Origin of the sequence: Salinicoccus roseus, from assembly GCF_003814515.1 — a bacterium.
Taxonomy (GTDB): domain Bacteria; phylum Bacillota; class Bacilli; order Staphylococcales; family Salinicoccaceae; genus Salinicoccus; species Salinicoccus roseus.
Genome location: NZ_RKQJ01000002.1, coordinates 245,754 through 264,718, shown reverse-complemented (window position 1 = coordinate 264,718; position 18,965 = coordinate 245,754). Strand labels below are relative to the sequence as shown.

At 47.9% G+C, this 18,965-nt stretch carries 15 protein-coding genes, 1 tRNA gene and 3 pseudogenes; 10 read left to right on the top strand and 9 right to left on the bottom strand.

What is annotated here, in order from left to right; translation table 11 throughout:
- The first annotated feature begins 3 nt into the window (after window positions 1-3).
- The 4 genes and pseudogenes from EDC33_RS08340 to EDC33_RS08325 all read left to right on the top strand — a co-directional run bounded on the left by EDC33_RS08340 (window position 4) and on the right by EDC33_RS08325 (window position 5,416).
- Window positions 4-1,437 carry an IS1096 element passenger TnpR family protein gene (locus tag EDC33_RS08340; RefSeq protein ID WP_124010830.1) on the top strand — a complete coding sequence of 478 codons (1,434 nt, stop codon included), beginning with the start codon at window positions 4-6 and terminating at the stop codon, window positions 1,435-1,437.
- Window positions 1,438-1,462: 25 nt separating this feature from the next.
- Complete coding sequence (locus EDC33_RS08335) at window positions 1,463-2,167, top strand: MOSC domain-containing protein (protein ID WP_124010829.1); 705 nt, start codon at window positions 1,463-1,465, stop codon at window positions 2,165-2,167.
- Window positions 2,168-2,547: 380 nt separating this feature from the next.
- Complete coding sequence (pruA, locus tag EDC33_RS08330; protein WP_094906211.1) at window positions 2,548-4,092, top strand: L-glutamate gamma-semialdehyde dehydrogenase; 1,545 nt, start codon at window positions 2,548-2,550, stop codon at window positions 4,090-4,092.
- A gap of 180 nt (window positions 4,093-4,272) precedes the next feature.
- Window positions 4,273-5,416, top strand: a pseudogene (locus EDC33_RS08325) (5-methyltetrahydropteroyltriglutamate--homocysteine S-methyltransferase).
- 280 nt (window positions 5,417-5,696) lie between these two features.
- Here EDC33_RS08325 and EDC33_RS08320 read toward each other — a convergent pair.
- From EDC33_RS08320 to EDC33_RS08310, 3 genes and pseudogenes are all read right to left on the bottom strand, one after another.
- Window positions 5,697-6,908 carry a DUF819 family protein gene (locus tag EDC33_RS08320; protein WP_124010828.1) on the bottom strand — a complete coding sequence of 404 codons (1,212 nt, stop codon included), beginning with the start codon at window positions 6,906-6,908 and terminating at the stop codon, window positions 5,697-5,699.
- Window positions 6,909-6,939: 31 nt separating this feature from the next.
- Window positions 6,940-7,236, bottom strand: a pseudogene (locus EDC33_RS08315) (amidohydrolase family protein); the annotation flags it as partial.
- The gene (locus EDC33_RS08310) at window positions 7,184-7,573 is read right to left on the bottom strand and encodes a sodium:solute symporter family transporter (RefSeq protein WP_346255835.1); all 390 of its coding nucleotides are present in this window, start codon (window positions 7,571-7,573) and stop codon (window positions 7,184-7,186) included. The pseudogene EDC33_RS08315 and the gene EDC33_RS08310, both read right to left, overlap by 53 nt.
- A gap of 238 nt (window positions 7,574-7,811) precedes the next feature.
- On the opposite strand from EDC33_RS08310, the pseudogene EDC33_RS08305 reads away from it, so the two are divergent.
- Window positions 7,812-8,195: pseudogene (locus tag EDC33_RS08305) on the top strand (VOC family protein).
- Window positions 8,196-8,241: 46 nt separating this feature from the next.
- Here the strand turns inward: EDC33_RS08305 and EDC33_RS08300 are convergent.
- Window positions 8,242-8,314 (bottom strand) — tRNA-Ala (locus tag EDC33_RS08300).
- A gap of 155 nt (window positions 8,315-8,469) precedes the next feature.
- Here EDC33_RS08300 and EDC33_RS08295 point away from each other — a divergent pair.
- The gene (locus EDC33_RS08295) at window positions 8,470-9,741 is read left to right on the top strand and encodes an amidohydrolase (protein WP_124010826.1); all 1,272 of its coding nucleotides are present in this window, start codon (window positions 8,470-8,472) and stop codon (window positions 9,739-9,741) included.
- 37 nt (window positions 9,742-9,778) lie between these two features.
- Here EDC33_RS08295 and EDC33_RS08290 read toward each other — a convergent pair whose 3' ends face one another.
- Window positions 9,779-11,122, bottom strand: coding sequence for a YjiH family protein (locus EDC33_RS08290; protein ID WP_124010825.1), 1,344 nt, complete (start codon window positions 11,120-11,122; stop codon window positions 9,779-9,781).
- A 205-nt stretch (window positions 11,123-11,327) separates the two neighbouring features.
- On the opposite strand from EDC33_RS08290, the gene EDC33_RS08285 reads away from it, so the two are divergent.
- The 4 genes from EDC33_RS08285 to EDC33_RS08270 all read left to right on the top strand — a co-directional run bounded on the left by EDC33_RS08285 (window position 11,328) and on the right by EDC33_RS08270 (window position 15,994).
- Window positions 11,328-11,645 carry a hypothetical protein gene (locus tag EDC33_RS08285; protein ID WP_031545702.1) on the top strand — a complete coding sequence of 106 codons (318 nt, stop codon included), beginning with the start codon at window positions 11,328-11,330 and terminating at the stop codon, window positions 11,643-11,645.
- 70 nt (window positions 11,646-11,715) lie between these two features.
- Complete coding sequence (locus EDC33_RS08280) at window positions 11,716-13,377, top strand: MutS-related protein (protein WP_170156385.1); 1,662 nt, start codon at window positions 11,716-11,718, stop codon at window positions 13,375-13,377.
- A gap of 529 nt (window positions 13,378-13,906) precedes the next feature.
- Window positions 13,907-14,299 carry a hypothetical protein gene (locus EDC33_RS08275; protein ID WP_124010823.1) on the top strand — a complete coding sequence of 131 codons (393 nt, stop codon included), beginning with the start codon at window positions 13,907-13,909 and terminating at the stop codon, window positions 14,297-14,299.
- A 534-nt stretch (window positions 14,300-14,833) separates the two neighbouring features.
- Window positions 14,834-15,994 carry an aminotransferase class I/II-fold pyridoxal phosphate-dependent enzyme gene (locus EDC33_RS08270; protein ID WP_124010822.1) on the top strand — a complete coding sequence of 387 codons (1,161 nt, stop codon included), beginning with the start codon at window positions 14,834-14,836 and terminating at the stop codon, window positions 15,992-15,994.
- Between the two features lie 37 nt (window positions 15,995-16,031).
- Here the strand turns inward: EDC33_RS08270 and EDC33_RS08265 are convergent, their stop codons facing one another.
- From EDC33_RS08265 to EDC33_RS08250, 4 genes are all read right to left on the bottom strand, one after another.
- Window positions 16,032-17,411: a DHA2 family efflux MFS transporter permease subunit gene (locus EDC33_RS08265; protein ID WP_124010821.1), complete on the bottom strand. Its 1,380-nt coding sequence runs from the start codon at window positions 17,409-17,411 to the stop codon at window positions 16,032-16,034.
- Window positions 17,412-17,690: 279 nt separating this feature from the next.
- Window positions 17,691-18,125: a protein-export chaperone SecB gene (locus EDC33_RS08260; RefSeq protein ID WP_124010820.1), complete on the bottom strand. Its 435-nt coding sequence runs from the start codon at window positions 18,123-18,125 to the stop codon at window positions 17,691-17,693.
- Window positions 18,126-18,127: 2 nt separating this feature from the next.
- Window positions 18,128-18,349, bottom strand: a complete 222-nt coding sequence (locus tag EDC33_RS08255) for a hypothetical protein (protein WP_124010819.1) — start codon at window positions 18,347-18,349, stop codon at window positions 18,128-18,130.
- An 11-nt stretch (window positions 18,350-18,360) separates the two neighbouring features.
- Window positions 18,361-18,954, bottom strand: a complete 594-nt coding sequence (locus EDC33_RS08250) for a hypothetical protein (RefSeq protein WP_124010818.1) — start codon at window positions 18,952-18,954, stop codon at window positions 18,361-18,363.
- Between the last annotated feature and the right edge of the window lie 11 nt (window positions 18,955-18,965).

Sequence of the window (18,965 nt, the reverse complement as noted above, 5' to 3'; positions counted from 1 at the left end):
ACAATGAATCTGCACCAGTTTTTCATGCATTTCCTGCAGGAGAATGAACTCGTACGCGCCAACCTGATCAATGACCGCTCCTTCGGGTCGATCGAAGCGCTTGTAGACTATAAGGAAGCGGAAGTGGGCGGCCTGGACGTCCGCTCGCCCGTAGCGGGTCTACTGACGATGACCGAGGTTGAACTCATCAGCCATCTGGTGGATATCGGGAGTGATGATCATCTGCACCATGTGGCGTATGATGTCTCCAGCTATCCTGTCCTGATCGACCATCAGTACATACTTGAGGCGGGTGACGGGGCAGGCGTCATCCATCATGACATCATCCAGAACCTGCATGCCATATTGAAGGAGAGCGGCATCCTTCCAGGGCATCCGATGTACATCCACAAGGATGAACCTTTGGATCCCGAGGAGGTGCGCCAGCTCGACCGCATCTATAAGGGTCCGATCTACTGGCTGTACGACAATCTGACATGGCGTACGCTGCGCGCGACCTTGAAGCGGCTCAATGTCGAGCCGGATGGCCATCAGAAGGAGGACTATCTGAGGCACATCACTTCAGTCGTCACCCACCCGAAATATCTCGAAGGCATCCTGCTTCATCTCGGCTTTGAAGAATACACGCTCATCAGGGAGAATGTCGAAAAAGGCTTCAATGTCTATGAAGCAAACTCGAGGTGGGAGGCGGCAAAGGAGGTCGGACTGCTCGTCAAAGTGCACGCCGACTACTACGTCATGCATGAAGCCGTACGCCGGGCGCTTGCAGAGGTCAATTTCAGGACGGTTGAAGAACGGCACAGACGCAGCCCGCAGCCTGCCGGACGAAAGCGGCAGGGTGGCGACTATAACGCCTATGCCATGCAGCTCACCATCAAAGATATCGGTTTCAGGATCAGAAGGGAAATCATCGTGCCGGCCGGCATCAATTTCTTCGAACTGCATCTCGTCATCCAGAAGGCGATGGGCTGGCAGCGCAAGCATGATGCCGCATTCAGGACAGGAGACACCACGATATTCGAAACGGTGGACCAGCTGAAGGGAGCAGAGCAGGAAGGCAGGCAGATGGCCGCAAGCTTCACCCAGATCGATGCGGTATTCGACCAGTTCAACCCGCTTGAATATGTATACGGGGACTCCTATCGTGTGGCGGTTGATCTACAGGATACGGCGAACATCCACCGGGCCATTCCAATGATACGGAATTATGAAGGCCCGGCGCCGATCGAAAATATCGGGGGTGCCGCACGGCTGCCGGGGATACTTGAGATTCTTGAGAATCCGAAGCACCCTGATTATGCAGCAACCTATGAGAAGGTGAGGGCCACGAACTATCGGGAGCGCTATCCCATCACGGCCATCAACCATCAGATCGAGAAGCTGTTTGCCAAATCCCATCCGCTGACGGAGTTCAACGCGAATGGGATGGATATATAATTTCATTTATCAGAGGGGGAGTCAGATGGAACATCGGAAAATTCATAGGCTGTTCACCGGAAAGGTCAAAAAGGCGGGACACAGCGATGCAGAGAACAAGATGGATCAGACATGGGAGAGCGGCATCTTCAAGGAACCCGCGGAAGGCCCGATATATCTAACCAAAACGGGCTTTGAAGGGGATGAGGTCGCTGACAAAAAGAATCATGGGGGCCCCGAAAAGGCGGTCTTCGTCTACCCGGTCAGACATTATGAAGAATGGAAACGCGAACTTAATGCAGATATCCCCGTCGGCGGTAATGGGGAAAACTTTGCGGTTTCAGGCATGGATGAATCGAATGTGTGCATTGGCGATACATTCAAGGTTGGAGAAGCAATCGTTCAGGTTTCGCAGCCGAGACGGCCATGCTGGAAGCCTGCCCGGCGCCACAAGGTCATCGATCTGGCCCTCAGAATCCAGAAGACAGGGCGTACCGGATGGTACTTCAGAGTGCTCAAGGAAGGTCGTGTCGAGGCGGGGGATACATTCGAAAGGATGGAACATCCGTGCCCGGAGTGGACGATTGAGGCATGCAATGAAGTGATGTACAATCAGACCAGCAACATCGGTCTTGCAGAGAGCCTGTGCGCATGTGAATATCTCGCCGACAACTGGAAAAAGACACTCAACAAGCGTTTGCAGGGCAGCGAGGGGAGCAGTGAACCGCGTGTTTTCGGCCCGAACAGGTGACGTAGTGAGAAGGGAGCATACCATCATGGCATTGCTCCCTTTCCCCAGTTTTTGCAGAAGTGGATAGTATTTATCCCAAGTTGCTTGCATCAAGCAAATGACTTGTATAAGGCCTGGAGAACCCTCAAATGGCCTCCTTTATAAAGGGCGCAATCAATTTTATGGACTGCTTTTGTAGAAGTTTATAGCTTGAAAGTTTCGGAGAGGGGCATTCGGGGAAGATGATAGACCGTCAGGCTTTAAATCGTCCTGAGAATAAGATAAAATATGTCACAAGGAGACATTCGATGATTGTACTCCAGGCGCTGTAAATGAAAGCGCTTTTTTATGGTGCATTCATCACAGTATCCAATTAAGCGAAATGAAGGAGGAAGTATTCAATGGTAGTACCGTATCACGCAGAACCAGCGACAGATTTCACAAAAGAAGAGAACAAGAAGGCCTTCCGGGAAGCCCTGGAACAGGCGAAGAATGATTTTGGCGTCGAACGTCCAATCATCGTCGGCGGTGAGCATATAGAGACGGAGGATAAGATCACATCCTACAACCCTTCCGATAAGGAGCAGGTCATCGGGCATGTATCGAAGGCGACAGTCGAGCATATCGACCAGGCGATGGAAGCTGCGGAAGAGGCATTCGAGAGTTGGAGCGAATGGGATCCGAAAGAGCGTGCTGAACTATTCATCAGAGTAGCGGCAATCATCAGACGCCGGAAGCATGAATTCTCCGCACTGATGGTGCATGAAGCGGGGAAACCATGGAACGAGGCTGATGGGGATACAAATGAAGGCATCGACTTCATCGAATACTATGCACGCTCCATGATGGAACTTGCAGACGGCAAACCGACCCTCGACCGCGAAGGGGAGCACAATAGATACTTCTACCAGCCGATGGGGCCGGGTGTGACGATCACACCATGGAACTTCCCATTCGCAATCATGACGGGCACAACCGTGGCACCGGTCATTGCCGGGAACACAGTCCTGTTGAAGCCGGCGAGAGATACGCCATTGATTGCTTACAAGTTGATGGAAGTGCTTGAAGAAGCGGGACTGCCAAAAGGCGTCGTCAACTTTGTCCCAGGTGATGCAAGTGTCATCGGCGACTACATGGTCGACCACCATAAGACACACTTCATTACGTTCACCGGCTCCAAAGCGACCGGCCTCCGCATCAACGAGCGCGCAGCTGTAGTACAGGAAGGACAGGATTTCCTGAAACGCGTCATCACGGAAATGGGCGGTAAGGATACGATCATCGTCGATAAGGATGCGGATCTGGACCTTGCGGCAGATGCGATCGTCAATTCCGCCTTCGGATTCTCCGGCCAGAAATGTTCTGCGGGATCCCGTGCGGTCATCCACAAGGATGTCTACGATGAAGTGCTCAAGAAATCCATTGAACTGACTGAAGAACTGACAGTCGGCAACCCGGTAGATGAAACTTACATGGGGCCGGTAATCAGCAAGAAGCAGTTTGATACGATCAGTGAATATATCGAAATCGGAAAAGAAGAGGGCGTATTGAAAATTGGAGGAGAAGTGGACGACTCCAAAGGCTACTTCATCCAGCCGACGATCTTTGCAGACCTGGATCCGAAAGCCCGCATCATGCAGGAAGAAATCTTCGGACCGGTTGTGGCATTTGCGAAGGCAGAAGACTTCGATGAGATGCTGAAGATCGCCAACAACACCGAGTATGGACTGACGGGTGCCGTCATTACGAACACACGTGAACACTGGCATATCGCATGCCGCAAGTTCAATGTCGGCAACCTTTACCTGAACCGTGGATGTACAGCAGCTGTAGTGGGCTACCACCCATTCGGCGGCTTCAAGATGTCCGGTACAGACCAGAAGACCGGCAGCCCGGACTACCTTCTGAACTTCCTCGAGCAGAAGGTCGTATCAGAAATGTTCTAGAACGATAATAAACATGGAGAGTGGTGGAAGGCTCAAGCAGCCTTCCACCACTTTTTTATGCTTTACCCTCACTTTGCTATAGCTACAAGTTATGGCCAACCATGAATATTATCAGTTATACCATATCCGACTTCTCATGCTAAGATTAAATCAACAAATACATAGAGGGAGTGGTTGACGATGACAGTAATCAATAAAGTGGGCACGCGAAAAGAAACACCTTTCAGGTTTGATAATGTAGGCAGTTTCCTGAGACCAAAGACATTGAAAGTGGCACGGAAAGCGTATCAGGAGGACAGGCTGACACAAGAAGAACTGACGCTGATTGAAGACGAAGCGATACGCGACCTTGTGCAAAAGCAGAAGGAAATCGGCCTCAAGGCCATCACTGACGGTGAATTCCGCCGCTCCTGGTGGCACCTCGACTTCATGTGGGGACTGAACGGTGTTGAGAAGGTGGATGTTGACAATGGGTATAAGTTCGAACATGAAGAAACACGTGCAGAGTCCGCAAGACTGACAGGAAAGATCAGCGGCGAGAACCATCCATTCGTCGAGCATTTCAAATTCATCCAGCAGTTTGCAGATGAAGAAGTGATCGCAAGGCAGACGCTCCCGGCGCCGGCACAGTTCTTCGCCGAACTGCAGCGTCCTGAAAATATTGAAGCGACACAAAAAGTCTATCCGGATACGGAAGCGCTCATTGCCGACATAGCATCAGCCTATCAGACGGTCATCAGCGAACTGTATGAAGCCGGCTGCCGCAGCGTCCAGCTTGATGACTGCACGTGGGGCATGCTGGTGGATGAAGGGTACTGGGACTGGGCGAGCAAAAACACCAATGAAACGGTGGAAAGTCTGAGCAGGCTTTACGTTTCCCTCAACAAAGGGGGCGATTGAAGGCCACCCCGAAGACCTTGCCATCACAACGCATGTATGCCGCGGCAACTACCATTCGACTTGGGCCTCCTCGGGTGCATACGACACCGTAGCTGAAATCCTTTTCGGGGATGAGAAGGTGGACGCCTACTACCTCGAATTCGATACCGAACGTTCCGGCGGATTCGAGTCCCTGGTCAATGTCAGCGACGACAAGCTCGTCGTCCTCGGACTCTTCTCCTCCAAAGTGGCGACGCTTGAAGACAAGGAAGAAATCAAGGCGCGCATAGAAGAGGCTTCCAAATATGTGCCGCTTGAGCGTCTATGCGTCAGTCCGCAATGCGGATTCGCCTCTACCGAAGAGGGCAACATACTGACCGAAGAAGAGCAGTGGCAAAAATTGCGTCTTGTGCGCGAAGTTGCAGAAGAAGTCTGGGGTAAATAAAAAGATGGTGGGAAATCGTTGATGATTTCCCACCATCTTTCTGTTTTATCCGGTCAATTGTCACTGGTGGAAACCACGAATGACAGTTAGGGGTCCAATTATCACTGGCGGAAACCACGAATGACAGTTAGCCATCCAATTGTCACTGGCGGAAACCGCGAATGACAGTTAGGGGTCCAATTGTCACTGGCGGAAACCACGAATGACAATTAGGCGTCCAATTGTCACTGGTGGAAACCACGAATGACAATTAAATCATCCAACGACCGCAACCATCTTCCTACATCATGCTGCTGAACCAGAATCCGAGGGCGGTCCCGATATAGTTGCCGATGATATAGCCGAGTGTCCCGACGATCAGGATCGGCCCGACGAGTTTCGTCCACCCCCGGGAGATGGCCATGGCAGCGGCCGTCGTCGGTCCGCCGATGTTGGCGTTGCTGGAGAGGATGATCTCCTCAAGGTCGAACTTGAACAGTTTGCCGAGCGAGAACGAAATGAGCATGTTGATGAATACGATGATGGCTGCAAACAACAGGATGAGCGGTGCGTTCTGGATGATCAATGGAATTGAAGCGGGCACCCCGATGACGACGAAGAAGATGTAGATCAGGAATGTGCCAATCTCCTGGGCGCCGTTAATGCGTTCAAAATACTTCGGTATCAATGTAACAAGAAGCAACGTCAACGTCGTGAGCATCAGGTAGTTGTCACCGATGATCGCCCTGAGTATCGTCAGGAAGATGTTTGCATCCTCTGGAATCAGATTGCTGAAGATTTCGGCGAGCTTGAAGGATACTGCGACGATGACGAAGGACGTACCGACGGCGAGTGCGATGTCGTTCAATGCAATCTCCTTACGCTTCCAATAGGAAGCGGCAGCGGTCTTATCCGCTTCGTCCCGGGATTCGACTTCATCGATGTGCGGTGTCCCGAATTTATTCCTGAAGAAGCCGAATGCGGGCAGGGCGATGAGTACGAGGAAGTAGACGGCCATCAACAGGTTGTCCGCAACGACTGCAGAGGAGACCGTCTCACCAGGTACATCGAATCGTGTCGCCAAGGCGGCGAAGTTCACGCTTCCGCCCGTATAAGAACCTGAAATCATCGCTGCGATATGCGGCAGTCCCGGAATCAGGTCCTTCAATAATGTAAATGAAACGATGGCGCCGGCGACGGTCCCGATGGCGCTGATCAGGAAGATGATCAGCAGCCGGCCGCTTTCATGCCATATCTTAAGTATGTTCGACTGGAATAAGAGCAGCGGGATGGAGAGGGGTACGACATAGCTCCATACCGCATCATAGACCGGCGACTCGATTGGGATGACACCGGTGTTCGCCAAAATCATCGCCCCGAGCAGGGCGACGATGGCCCCTGAGAGTTTCGATGCCCATTCGAAGCGCTGTTCCAGATAGATCGATACTGCCGCCCAGCCGACGAGGAATGCCCACAGGAGCCACGTCTCATCGGGTGAAATCAATGTGTCCATGTATAAATCCCCCTTGCTTCATCCCTTTTCCCTATGATTTCCTGTAGACCATCCGTCCATCAATGAATGTGTAATGGATGAGTGCATCACTCAGCGCGATATCTTCATCCAGCGGATTTTCATCGAGTATGATGAAGTCGGCATCCTTACCGATATCGACGGTACCGTTGCGATCTTCCGTACGGTTGAGCTTCGCCCCGTTCACCGTCATCGCTTTCAATGCCTCGAAGCGTGTCAGCTTCATGTCCTCCCCGAGCACCCGTCCGTTCTTCGTCTCACGATCGCACGCGATGCGGATGGTGTCGAGCGGTGATATCGGCGTCACCGGACAGTCGGAGTGGAGTGTATAGAGTACGCCGAGGTCCTCCGCCCGCCTTGCCGCCGAAACGGACCGTGAACAGGTCCGCCATCGTGATCAGGCGCTGGCGTCTGAGCGGCTTTGCGAATCCGAGGATCAGGATCAGCGAGAAGACGATGGCGACGAAAGCGAATTTCCAATAGCCCGACAGTCCGACGGTGAAGCCGAGGCCGACCCAGCCGATGAAGACCGCCGCCCCACAGAATGTACTGATGATGGTGCCGGTGATTTTCCAGAATCCGGTGTTCCAGCTGCTGATCAGATAATCTTCGTACGTGGTGATTCTTCTGAAATAGAATGCTGCCATACCAAGCATGAATATGAAATAGAGGACGAAATAGAATATATACCAACCCACAGGCCATCAGCTCCGATTTTTAGGATGGTTAGAATTATATAGCATATCAGATGAAATTTCTAACTTGCCTGATAATTTCGCTCGGGCAGGAGAGTCAAGAGGGGGCGTCATGGGTAATAGGTGAGTGATGGGAAGCGAAGCCAAAGGAGCAGGGTACGACAAATAACCATAAAAAGGGGAGAGGCAGATGTTTACGAAAATCGGGGAAGTCATGCTCTATCTGAATGATCAGGAGGCGGTGCGGAAATTCTGGACGGAGAAGCTTGGTTTCATCGTCGCCTAGGAATCGGAGGAAGCGGCCGATATGAAGTGGATCGAACTTAAACCCACACAAGAATCGGAGACGAGCATCATCCTCCATGACAGGAAGCTCATCGGGAAGCTATCGCCGGAGCTGAACTTCGGTACGCCTTCGCTGATGCTTTTTACGGATGACCTCGACAAACTGCATGAAGAGCTATCGGGGAAAGGCGTGAAGGTCGGGAAAATCGAAACAATCTCATCAGAGCGTACATTCAACTTTGCAGATAATGAGGAGAACTATTTCGCGGTCATGGAGAACGGGAGATAGGACACAAAAAGACCCTCACCTTCATATGAAGGTGAGGGTCGCTTAATGGAACCAAGGGGGCTCGAACCCCTGACCTTTGCACTGCCAGTGCAACGCTCTCCCAGCTGAGCTATGGCCCCTGATTGCTACATTCATATTCTATACAATAACTCCATATTATTCAAGCCTGATTCCATCTTTTATTCTGTTCAATACGATTTTATTTGGAAATATTTCAAAATACATATAGATTAGAGTTATGGAGGGTAAAAAAAGTGCCAAAGGGGAGGATACAATGACACAGCTTGAAAAGCAACTGATCGAATGGCGGCGTGACTTCCACCAGTATCCCGAACTCGGATTCCTGGAGATGCGCACCTCCACGATTGTGGCGGACATACTTGAGGACCTCGGCTACGACCTCGAAATCGGGAGGGCCGTCATGGATCCCGACTACTGCATGGGCAAGCCGTCGGACGCAGAGACGAAGCAGCACCTCGAATGGGCGCGTGAGAATGGGGCCATAGAGAAATACCTCGGCCTCGTCTCGGAAGGCTATACAGGCATCGTTGCGACACTCGATACAGGCAAACCGGGGCCGACCGTCGCCTACCGGGTGGATATGGATGCACTGCCGATCGTCGAGGCCACAGGAGACGACCATGTGCCTGTCAAAGAAGACTTCAGGTCGACGAATGATAATATGCACGCCTGCGGGCATGATGTGCATACGACCATCGGGCTCGGCCTCGCCACTAAGCTCATGGAAAACAAGGACCAGCTCAAAGGGAAGATAAAGCTCATCTTCCAGCCGGCCGAGGAAGGGACGCGCGGCGCGCGTTCCATGGTGGAGGCAGGGGTCGTCAGTGATGTCGACTACTTCGTCGCCTCCCACATCGGCACCGGTGTACCGCACGACCATTTTGTCGCAGCCAACAACGGCTTCCTCGCAACATCGAAGATGGATGTCACCTTCAAGGGACGCTCGTCGCATGCCGGCGGCAACCCTGAGGAGGGGAAGAATGCGATGCTCGCTGCAGCAAATGCCGTCCTAAACCTGAATGCCATTCCAAGGCACTCGGGCGGGGCGACGCGCATCAACGTTGGTGAACTGCATGCCGGCAGCGGCCGCAACATCATCGCTGACCATGCTGCGCTCAAGATCGAGACGCGCGGTGAGACATCAGACATCAACGACTATGTCAAAAGTCAGGCCGAAGCGGTCATCGAAGGTGCTGCGAAGATGTATGGCGTGACCCATCACATCGAACTCGTCGGTGAAGGCGAGAGCGCCGACTGCTCCCTCGAAGTGGCTGAAGTGCTCAAGGACATCGCCCAACAGGAAGGGCTCTCGAGCGACCTCAGGAGCGATGCCAGTGCCGGCTCGGAGGATGCGACATTCTTCATCAACGCCGTGCAGAAGCATGGAGGGCAGGGCACCTACTGCATCTTCGGCACCGAGCTTGCTGCCGGACACCACAACGAGAAGTTCGACATCAACGAAGACAGCATGCCCCATGCCGTCAACATACTGTTCGAATCGGCGAAAGCGCTGGTTGAAAAATAGATGCAGAAATCCCCCTGGCACCGCCAGGGGGATTATTCTATAGTCCGACGAACAGAAGCGCCAGAATGTATATGATCGGGAATGAAATGATGGTTCTCAGGATGAATATCGCAATCAGTTCCCACACGGAGACGGGAATCTTCGACTTCAGCAAGAGGGCACCGACTTCCGAGAAGTAGATGATCTGTGTGAGTGACATGACGGCGATCATGAATTTCGTGAAGTCGCTCTCGATGCCGGATCCGATGACGGACGGCAGGAACATGTCGGTCACGCCGATGATGAATGCAGGCGCTGCAGCCGCGGCTTCCGGTACATTGATCAGTGTGAGGACGAACTGGACCGGATAGCTCAAGTACGTGAACACCGGTGTGTATTCCGCCACGATCAGGGCGAGTGTGCCGATGGCGATGACGACCGGAATCAGTCCGCCGTAGATGTCGATGACATTCACCGTACCGTCGCGGGCGATGCTTTTCGCGCCATCGCTTTCATCCGCACGCTTGTAGGCGCGCGTCGTCGCCGTCTTGAGCATTGTGCCTTCCGTTGACCGGTCATCGATCTGTTTTCCGGTCACCTCGTAGTACGTATCCTCCTTACGGGAGAGTGGCGGAATGCGCACCATGACAAGGGCCGTAAGGATACAGGCGATGGCCATCGTCAGATAGAACTGCAGGAAGTACTCCTCGATGCCGATGAATGTCGCAATCACCAGACTGAAGGGAATCGAGAGTACCGAGAAGTTGGTGGCGATGTTCATCGCCTCGCGCTTCGTATAGAACCCGCGCTCGTACTGCTGGGTCGTGATCATGACGCCGACCGGACTGCTGCCCATCCATGAAGCGAGCGTATCGATCGAGGAGCGTCCCGGTACTTTGTACAACGGGCGGATGACGGGTTCCAGGAATGTGCCGATGAATTCCATCAGGCCGAAGTTCATCAGAAGCGGCATGAGGAAGGCGGCAAGGAGGAGCCATGTGGCGAGTATCGGCACGAGGCTGTTCATCATCGTGCCGCCTGTGAGGTCACTCGTGATCGCCTCCGGACCGAAGCCGGTGACGGTCATGATTGCAAACAAGGTACCGAGTACCCGCAGTGTGAACCACAGCCAGTCGAGGACGAATATATCGCGCATTTTAGGTGCATTCTTGAAGCTGCTTCGGTTGATCAGTGTCCCGTATATGGTCACAATCAGGAAGAACGACATGATGACGGTGATGATCGTCGGGATGGAACCTTCCAGTCCCGTCAGTATATAATCGGCGAATATGCCGAGGATGATGGTCCATTGGCCATTGAAGTAGACCGGAACGATGAAGAGCAGGAGGGCGATGGTCGATACCGTCCATGTCTTTATCTTGGTCTCTCTAGAGAAATGCATAATTAATCCCCTTTTATGTATTTTTATGAATATTGTAATGATAAAGGAAAATGAAGTTCATGTCCATGATATTTTCAAAAAGCATTGAATTTTATATTAGAAGCAATGCTCGGTATAAAGCGCATGAGAACTCAACTTGGCTATTAACAATAAAAGGAAATAAGAATGAATATAATATGATAATATAGTGAATAGGGAGGTAATTATGGTATTTATATACATATTATTTGCTGCAATCATCTTTTATTTTGTTATAAGGGCTGCTATAAGAGATGGGATTATAGAGTCTAAAGTAAAAGAAGAGGAACTGAGTTATAATCAAAAAAGCGATGATTTACTTCAGGAGATTATGGGTTTAGAGTCTAAAATCTCAAAAGAACTTGATGCTGAAGGAAAGAAGCAGGCAAAACTGATTTACGATAATTCTTTGATGGTATATTATTCTGACAAAGAAGCTAAAGAAAAATTTAAAGATTTACGAGAAAAGAAAGAGGCACTTGTTTCATTAAAAAAAGACATCTAAGTTAGATGTCTTTTTCTCATCTTCCTGGTGTATCCTGACAAACGAAAAGTTTTAAAAAAGGATGAAAAAAATGTCTACGTTATACTTTTATTTGGGTACTGTGTTAATAATTATTGCTGTAACTACACTTTTAACATTATCAGAGAATAAAAAGAGAAAAAAAGAAATCAAAAATCTATGGGAGAGTCATTCAAAATGGCTAGAATACAATGAGTCGTTTATTAATTTCGATAATTACTATCGAAACTTAACAGCTGGCGCTAAAGTAGATAAAACTGCTGAAGTAGACGATATTACATGGCGCGATTTAGATATGGATAGACTCTTAGAAGAAATTAATTACGCTTTTACAACTATAGGAGAAGAGCGCCTTTATGTAGCATTAAGAAACGTTGCAGAATGTGATGATATCAAAGAAAACCTCGTTCAAAAATTTGAAGAAGATATTACATGGCGGGAAAAAATCACGTTAATTCTTTCGAAATTATCGAAACAACCGAACTCCAATACTTCAAAATACTTTTTCAATCGCAATTATTCAAAGTCAGAGAAATATCGGCCACAATATTTACTACTTAGTTTCTTATCTTTAATAGGAATCTTTTTAATATCTATCAATTTCCTTTTAGGAATTTTCACAATAATTGGGTCCCTGCTTATTAATATGATTATTTCATATAAGCATAAATCTAGACACGAAGATGAATATTCGAATCTATTCTATGGCCTTAATATTATCAATGTTGCTTCTCAGCTTAATAATTATCTAAAAAAAGAAACTGAAGATCAGATTGAAATTAAAGGTAAAGTGAAGAATTTACAATTGGTTAGTGCCCTACTAATAAATGAAAATACTGATCAAAATAATTTGTTTCTCCAAATGCTAACAGGAATTAAGAATGCATTTGTTCTAGATTACCATGTGTATCATTATATTATTAAAGTACTAAATAATAATAAGGACACTTATGAAAAGTGTTGGCAATTCGTTGCAGGAATAGATTTAAACTATTCAGTAGCCATGTGGCGAAAGACATTACCTTATTATTCTATCCCAAGCAGAAAGAATAAGGGTAACTTGAAAACTACATCGGTATACCATCCCCTTATTTCGGAGCCTGTTAGCAATTCAATTGATCTAAGTCATAATATTTTACTCACTGGATCAAATGCATCAGGAAAGTCTACTTTTATGAAATCCTTAGCATTAAATGTGATTTTGAGCAATGGAATATCGACATCGACTAGTAAACATTTTGAATATGTACCGGGTAAAGTATTTTCATCAATGGATATATCAGATAGTATTTCTGAAGGTGACAGTTATTTTATTAGCGAAGTCAAGTCTCTAAAAAGAATCATCGACACATTAGAAGTTAGTGATCATAATATATACTGCTTCATAGATGAAATATTTAAAGGTACAAATACGAAAGAACGTTTAGCTGCAGCAGAAGTGCTATTGAGATTCTTAAATGCTGACGATAGGGTCTCTATGATTGCCGCCACACATGATATCGAACTGACTGAATCGCTGATTAACGATATGATAATGTATCATTTTTCTGAAGTCCTTGAGGATGAAGATATATTCTTTGATTACAAAATTAAAAAAGGACCAGCCCAAACATCAAATGCCATTGAACTTCTTAGACTCTTCAATTTCCCTAAAGAAATTTATGATGAATCTAAAGAAAAGTTAAATAAACCGGTTAATTCAAATATCGGTTGATTGATATTATCCGGTTAATTTAAGTACTTTTACTTGTAAATTCTGTTCCAATAAAGAAGGTGATTTTTAACATCACGGATTTTAAAATTAAGCTAGACACCTAAAAAGAGTCGGACGTGATACATTCAAAACGAGTTTTCCGGTCAAGGAAAATCATAGAGTGATTACGCATGACCGAAACCCACATTCCGACGGGCGAACTGGTAATCACAGAAGCCTACTTCCATCAAGAAATACCGATTGCTCATAGCTGGACTATTATCATTGTTATAAAGGAAACAAAAAATGGTGTGGTAGAAAACATATAGTGTTGCCTGAAGCGCAGCAACCCCACGTGATGGAGAAAGTGGCTGCGAATTGGATACCGCATGTTCAAACGCAGAACCTTTAAGGCGTTCACATTACCGATGAAAGTGTCTTAAGTTACTTGGGTGAGAAGGAACTGTCCAGCTTATTTTGACAAACGAAAGTTAGAAAGATTATTCGAAGCCAGTATTGAAGATCTATTCAAGTACAAGGAGGAATAAAAATGAATTTGAATGAAAAAGAAGAATGTCCTGCTCATTCAAATGCTATAAATTACATTGTTTATATTCTATTAGTGATGGTTGGTGTTGGGAGTATACTTTTGAATCACACAGATTTACTTTTGTTTAATATAGTTGTGATCACGATAGGTTTAACAGGACTCATTGAGGAATATTTTTTCAAATCCAGCGAACCTCGTGATGAGAGAACGAAATGGATTGGTTATAAAAGTGGTTTCTTTTCTCATCATATGACGAATATAAGTATCATCATATTTTCTTTTTTAGTCGCTGTTGATTATGTGAATGATATTACTATAGTTCTTCTGTCACTCCTATTAATCAATTCCTTATCTTTCATAGCATCATTAACGATAAACAGTCTGAAAAACTAGGCGGGTTCAGGACCGTATATCAGCAGGAGGACTTGGAAAAGAAGAGCCTCCATTACTGTGCCTGGACGCATCGCTGTATATGGCTGCATAGACTACAAATGTACTAGAGAAGTTGACTTTAAACGTAATCTCTATCTATACATCGCTTTTCAAGGAAGGTGATTAGAAATTTTAATGGATGTCCTGGACCACGTCCTCGTAGGCTACATATTATTCCCTGCGCTTTTGATTTTTGCCATAGTGAAATTCCGAAAAGAGGGTCAACATGGGTACGCGCGAGCCCTCACACTCTTTTTGATTTTCTACATCATTCTCAGAACGATTATTTTCATCTTATCCCTTTGAGTTCAACATTATTTTAAAAAATGTCGGTAAGTAGATGCTTCAGAGTGTCTATCTACCGATTTTTTGATGGCATACGAAATGATTAAAATTAATCGGTTGCATATACTTTCATATAAATGGATAGATCGAAGTCAAAAAACAAGCCATCTGTTATAATCGGTAGGGAAATCAATGGGAAAGAGGGATACGATGCCACAGGCGAACAAAAAAATGAAGGATATCGAGGTCCCGGGCACGCGGCAGTTTGCTAACCGGGTGGAGGAGTTCCCGGATGCGGTGGATCTGACGCTCGGCCAGCCGGACTTCGAGACGCCGCAGCCGATCAAGGATGCAGCGATTGAGGCAATCAATACGAAATCGATGAAGTACTCGCACAATACGGGACTCTTCGAACTCCGGGAGACGATCAGCCAGTACTACCGTGAGGTGCATGGTGCGGAATACGATCCGGACGGTGAGGTGCTCGTCACGGTCGGAGGCAGTGAGGGGATCGACGGCATCCTGCGCGCCATCCTGGACCCGGGTGATGAAGTGCTCATCCCCGCACCGACTTATCTTGGCTACGAGCCGATCATCGAACTGTGTGGAGCCGTGACGAAGTTCGTAGACATGACCCCGACGGGCCACATTGCGACACCGGAACTGATCGAGTCGAATATTACGGAGAAGACGAAGGCCGTACTGCTCAACTATCCGACGAACCCGACCGGCGTCACCTATACGAAGCCGCAGATGGATGCACTCGTCGAAGTGTTCAGGAAGCATGACATCTTCGTCATCACTGATGAGATCTATGCGGAGAATACGCTTGAAGGGGAACACATCAGCCTGGCAAGCTATACGGACATCAAGGAGCAGGTGCTCGTCGTCAACGGCCTCAGCAAGTCGCATGCCATGACCGGCTGGCGCATCGGATATGTCGTCGGGCACAGGACCATCATGGAGGATGTCACCGCCGTGCATCTCTACAACACCATCTGTGCCGCACTTCCGAGCCAGTATGCAGCGATCGAGGCACTGAAGCACCATCGTCATGTGCCGAAGGAGATGAATGAAGCCTACATTGAAAGGCGAGACTACATCTATCGTCGTCTCCTCGACATGGGACTCGAAGTGCCGAAGCCGGCAGGGGCGTTCTACATCTTCCCGTCGATCAGGAAGTACGACACCGACTCGTTCCGATTCGCGACCAACCTGCTTGAGGCGACGCAGCTCGCCGTCGTACCGGGCCGCTCGTTCTCGGAATATGGTGAGGGGCACATCCGCCTCTCATTTGCCTGCAGCATGGCGGAACTCAAGGAAGCGGCCGACAGACTGGAGCGCTACATCAATACATTGGAAGAGAAATGAAGAATCGCCTTGCGGATAGACCCGCAAGGCGATTTTTTCAGTATCTCGTTTCCTTCAACCTGAGCGTCAATATGAAACCAAGCACTGCAAGCCCGGCCATGACGATGAGGGCATAGGATGTGCCCCAATAAGTGCTTGTGGCATACGGCGCATCCATCACGGCGACGGTGATGCTGATGATGGATGTCAGTATAATGATGCCGAAGGCCATGGCGAACTGGCGCACGGTGTTGACGATGGCGGAGCCATGCGGGATGTCCGCCTTCCCGAGCTCGGACATGCTGACGGTGACGAGCGGCATGAGCGTCAATCCGAAGCCGGTCATGAACAGACAGAAGTACACCATGATCCAGTAGGGAGAATCCTCCATGCCGACGGTGTTGATCAGCCCGAGTGACACGGCGGTGCACGCGAACCCGATTGTGGCGATCCGCTTGCCCCCATAGCGGTCATACAGGTTGCCGGAGACGAATGTGATGATGGACAGGATGATCGTCCCCGGTACGAGCAGGAAGCCGGACAGGAAGGCGCTTGTGCCAAGCGCATCCTGTGCAAACATCGGCAGTATCGTCTCCGTCGATAAGAGCAGCATCATATTGATGAAAATCAGTATGATGGCGAGGCTGAACGTCCGGTTGCGGAAAAGATTCAAATTCAATACCGGCGTCGGGATGCTGAACTGACGGTGGATGAAGAACAGCACACTCACGATTCCGACCGCCATCGGCAGGATCGACCACAGGCTCAGGAAGCCGTATACGCTGATGTTGCTGAGTCCCAGGATGAAAAGGGCGAAGCCCGATGCGGACAGGGCGACCGAGCGGAGATCGAGCGTTGTCCGGTTCTGTTCAAGCACGTTCTTCATCAGGAACAGGGCCATGACGACGGTGATCAGGATGAACGGCAGGATCACCCAGTGTAGCGACCGCCAGTCGAGGTAGTCGATGATGATGCCCGAGATCGACGGGGCGGAAGCGGGCGCGATGTTCGTCACCGCACCGAGCAGCCCCATGGCGAACCCCCGCCTGTGGTAGGGGAAGACGATGAGCAGTATCGTCTGGATGAGCGGCAGGATGATCCCCGCACCAATCGCCTGGATCATGCGTGAGAGGAGCAGGATGCCGAAGTTCGGCGACCAACCGCCGATCGCCGTACCGATGAGCAGGCAGGTGAGCGAGAAGATGACGAGTGTCCGGGCGGAGTAGGTGGTCGACAGGTACCCCGACATCGGGATGAATATCAGTGTGACGAGGATGAAGGCATTCGTCAGCCACTGGACTTGTGTGGCGTTGATGTCGAACTCCGCCATGATCGTCGGGAATGCGGTGATCAATAGGAATTGGTTGAAGGTCAATAAAAAAGCTGCGGCGATGATCACCACAACGACACCCTTGCTCTCTATTCTGTCTTCCGCCATACCGATCCCTCCAATCGTTCATTTATATTCATTGTTGCATAATCCCATTCCCCGGTCAAAGCGGCCCGGCATGAATAAAGCCCTGTCCCGGAAGTCCAGGGGAGGGGAAGCACAGAGGCTTTTCATCTGTACGATAGGTATGTGAAATGTTTATTTGCTTAATAAAGAGCAACAATATTGTAAAAATAAGATGTTTAGACAAAAGAATAAAGGAATTTTATTAGGGGTGGATATCGCCAAATCCCTGATAAAACTCCTTTGTATCTTATAATCAAAACTTCAATTGTTGCTATCTTCAATAATGTCTATGTTTCCTTCTTCCTTTAAAAGTTGAGCGATATTCATCACAGGTAAAATGAAAGTTGGGAATTGATTTGATGCTGCTGTTAGGTTTGAAACAACTTGCCTAAGATAAGGGAATAACAATGCAACAGCATTATTGGTGAGAAAATCTTCAAAAGCTATTGAGTCAGCTTCTTCTTCAACATATGAAAATAGACCGCTTATCTCTACCTCTACAAGAAAGGGGGAGTCTTCTTGTTCTAACTCTCCTGCTGTAAATCCTAGATTTACAACCGCTTGGTGCTCGCTCTTAAAAATTTTTACAGCAAAATGTGGATCTATGTCGATAGGATTTTCATCACTGACAAAATTTTTATTGTTCTCATAATGCATTTTTGATATAAAATAATTCTCAAAAGTTAATCCTGCCATATTTACGCCGCCTTAATAGTTCTTTCTTTCTCATGGTCTCTTACTTTAGGATTTATATACTTATACTCAGCTTTCATACTGAATGAGATATTATATACTGGTTTTTTTGGAATTGAATATTCTTGAGTTTCCTCAAGCATACCAGCCAATTTCATAGCTTTTAAAATTCTCGACTCAGAAAACTTATGATTTTTTGAGAGGAAATCGCCTATTCTTATACCCATTTTTTTCACTCCTATCCATAGTTTATGGTGCGTTCGACCTTTAATATATTTGCGTCTCTGACTGTGAGTTCTGTACCATTAAAGAAATTTGAACGCTGAGCCCTTCCAAAGGAAGTGAAAGTTTCTTTTTGGACAGTCTTTATGGATCTTCCAATAGCTTCTTCCAAATCCAAAATCATCATCTCAATAAATATGCCGTCCAGCATCTTTCTTTTTCTCTGGCCGTCTTGTTTACTCTTTGCCCAGATTTCTTCTGCTCTTTGTTGATTAGTGTTTTGAATGCCCAAGTAATATTCAAGGTTATCTGCTTCGTCCAAGTCAAGGTGAGAGTCTTCACAGATTGAAATGTCTGCCACTATAACTGATACTGAGTCAGTATTTAATTTCTTTTTATACTTAATTGCATAGTCTTTAGCATTATCTAATGCTTTTTTTGAAATTTTAGGATTATCTAGATAAAAATAAATTCCAAATCCTAAATCATTAGGCAATCTCTTGCCTTTATAGTCATTTATATCATATGTGCGATATTCAAAACCATTAGATATGATATCGGTAGCAGATGATGCTACAGTACCATGATACCCTTTTACATTATATCTCAATAATAATCACA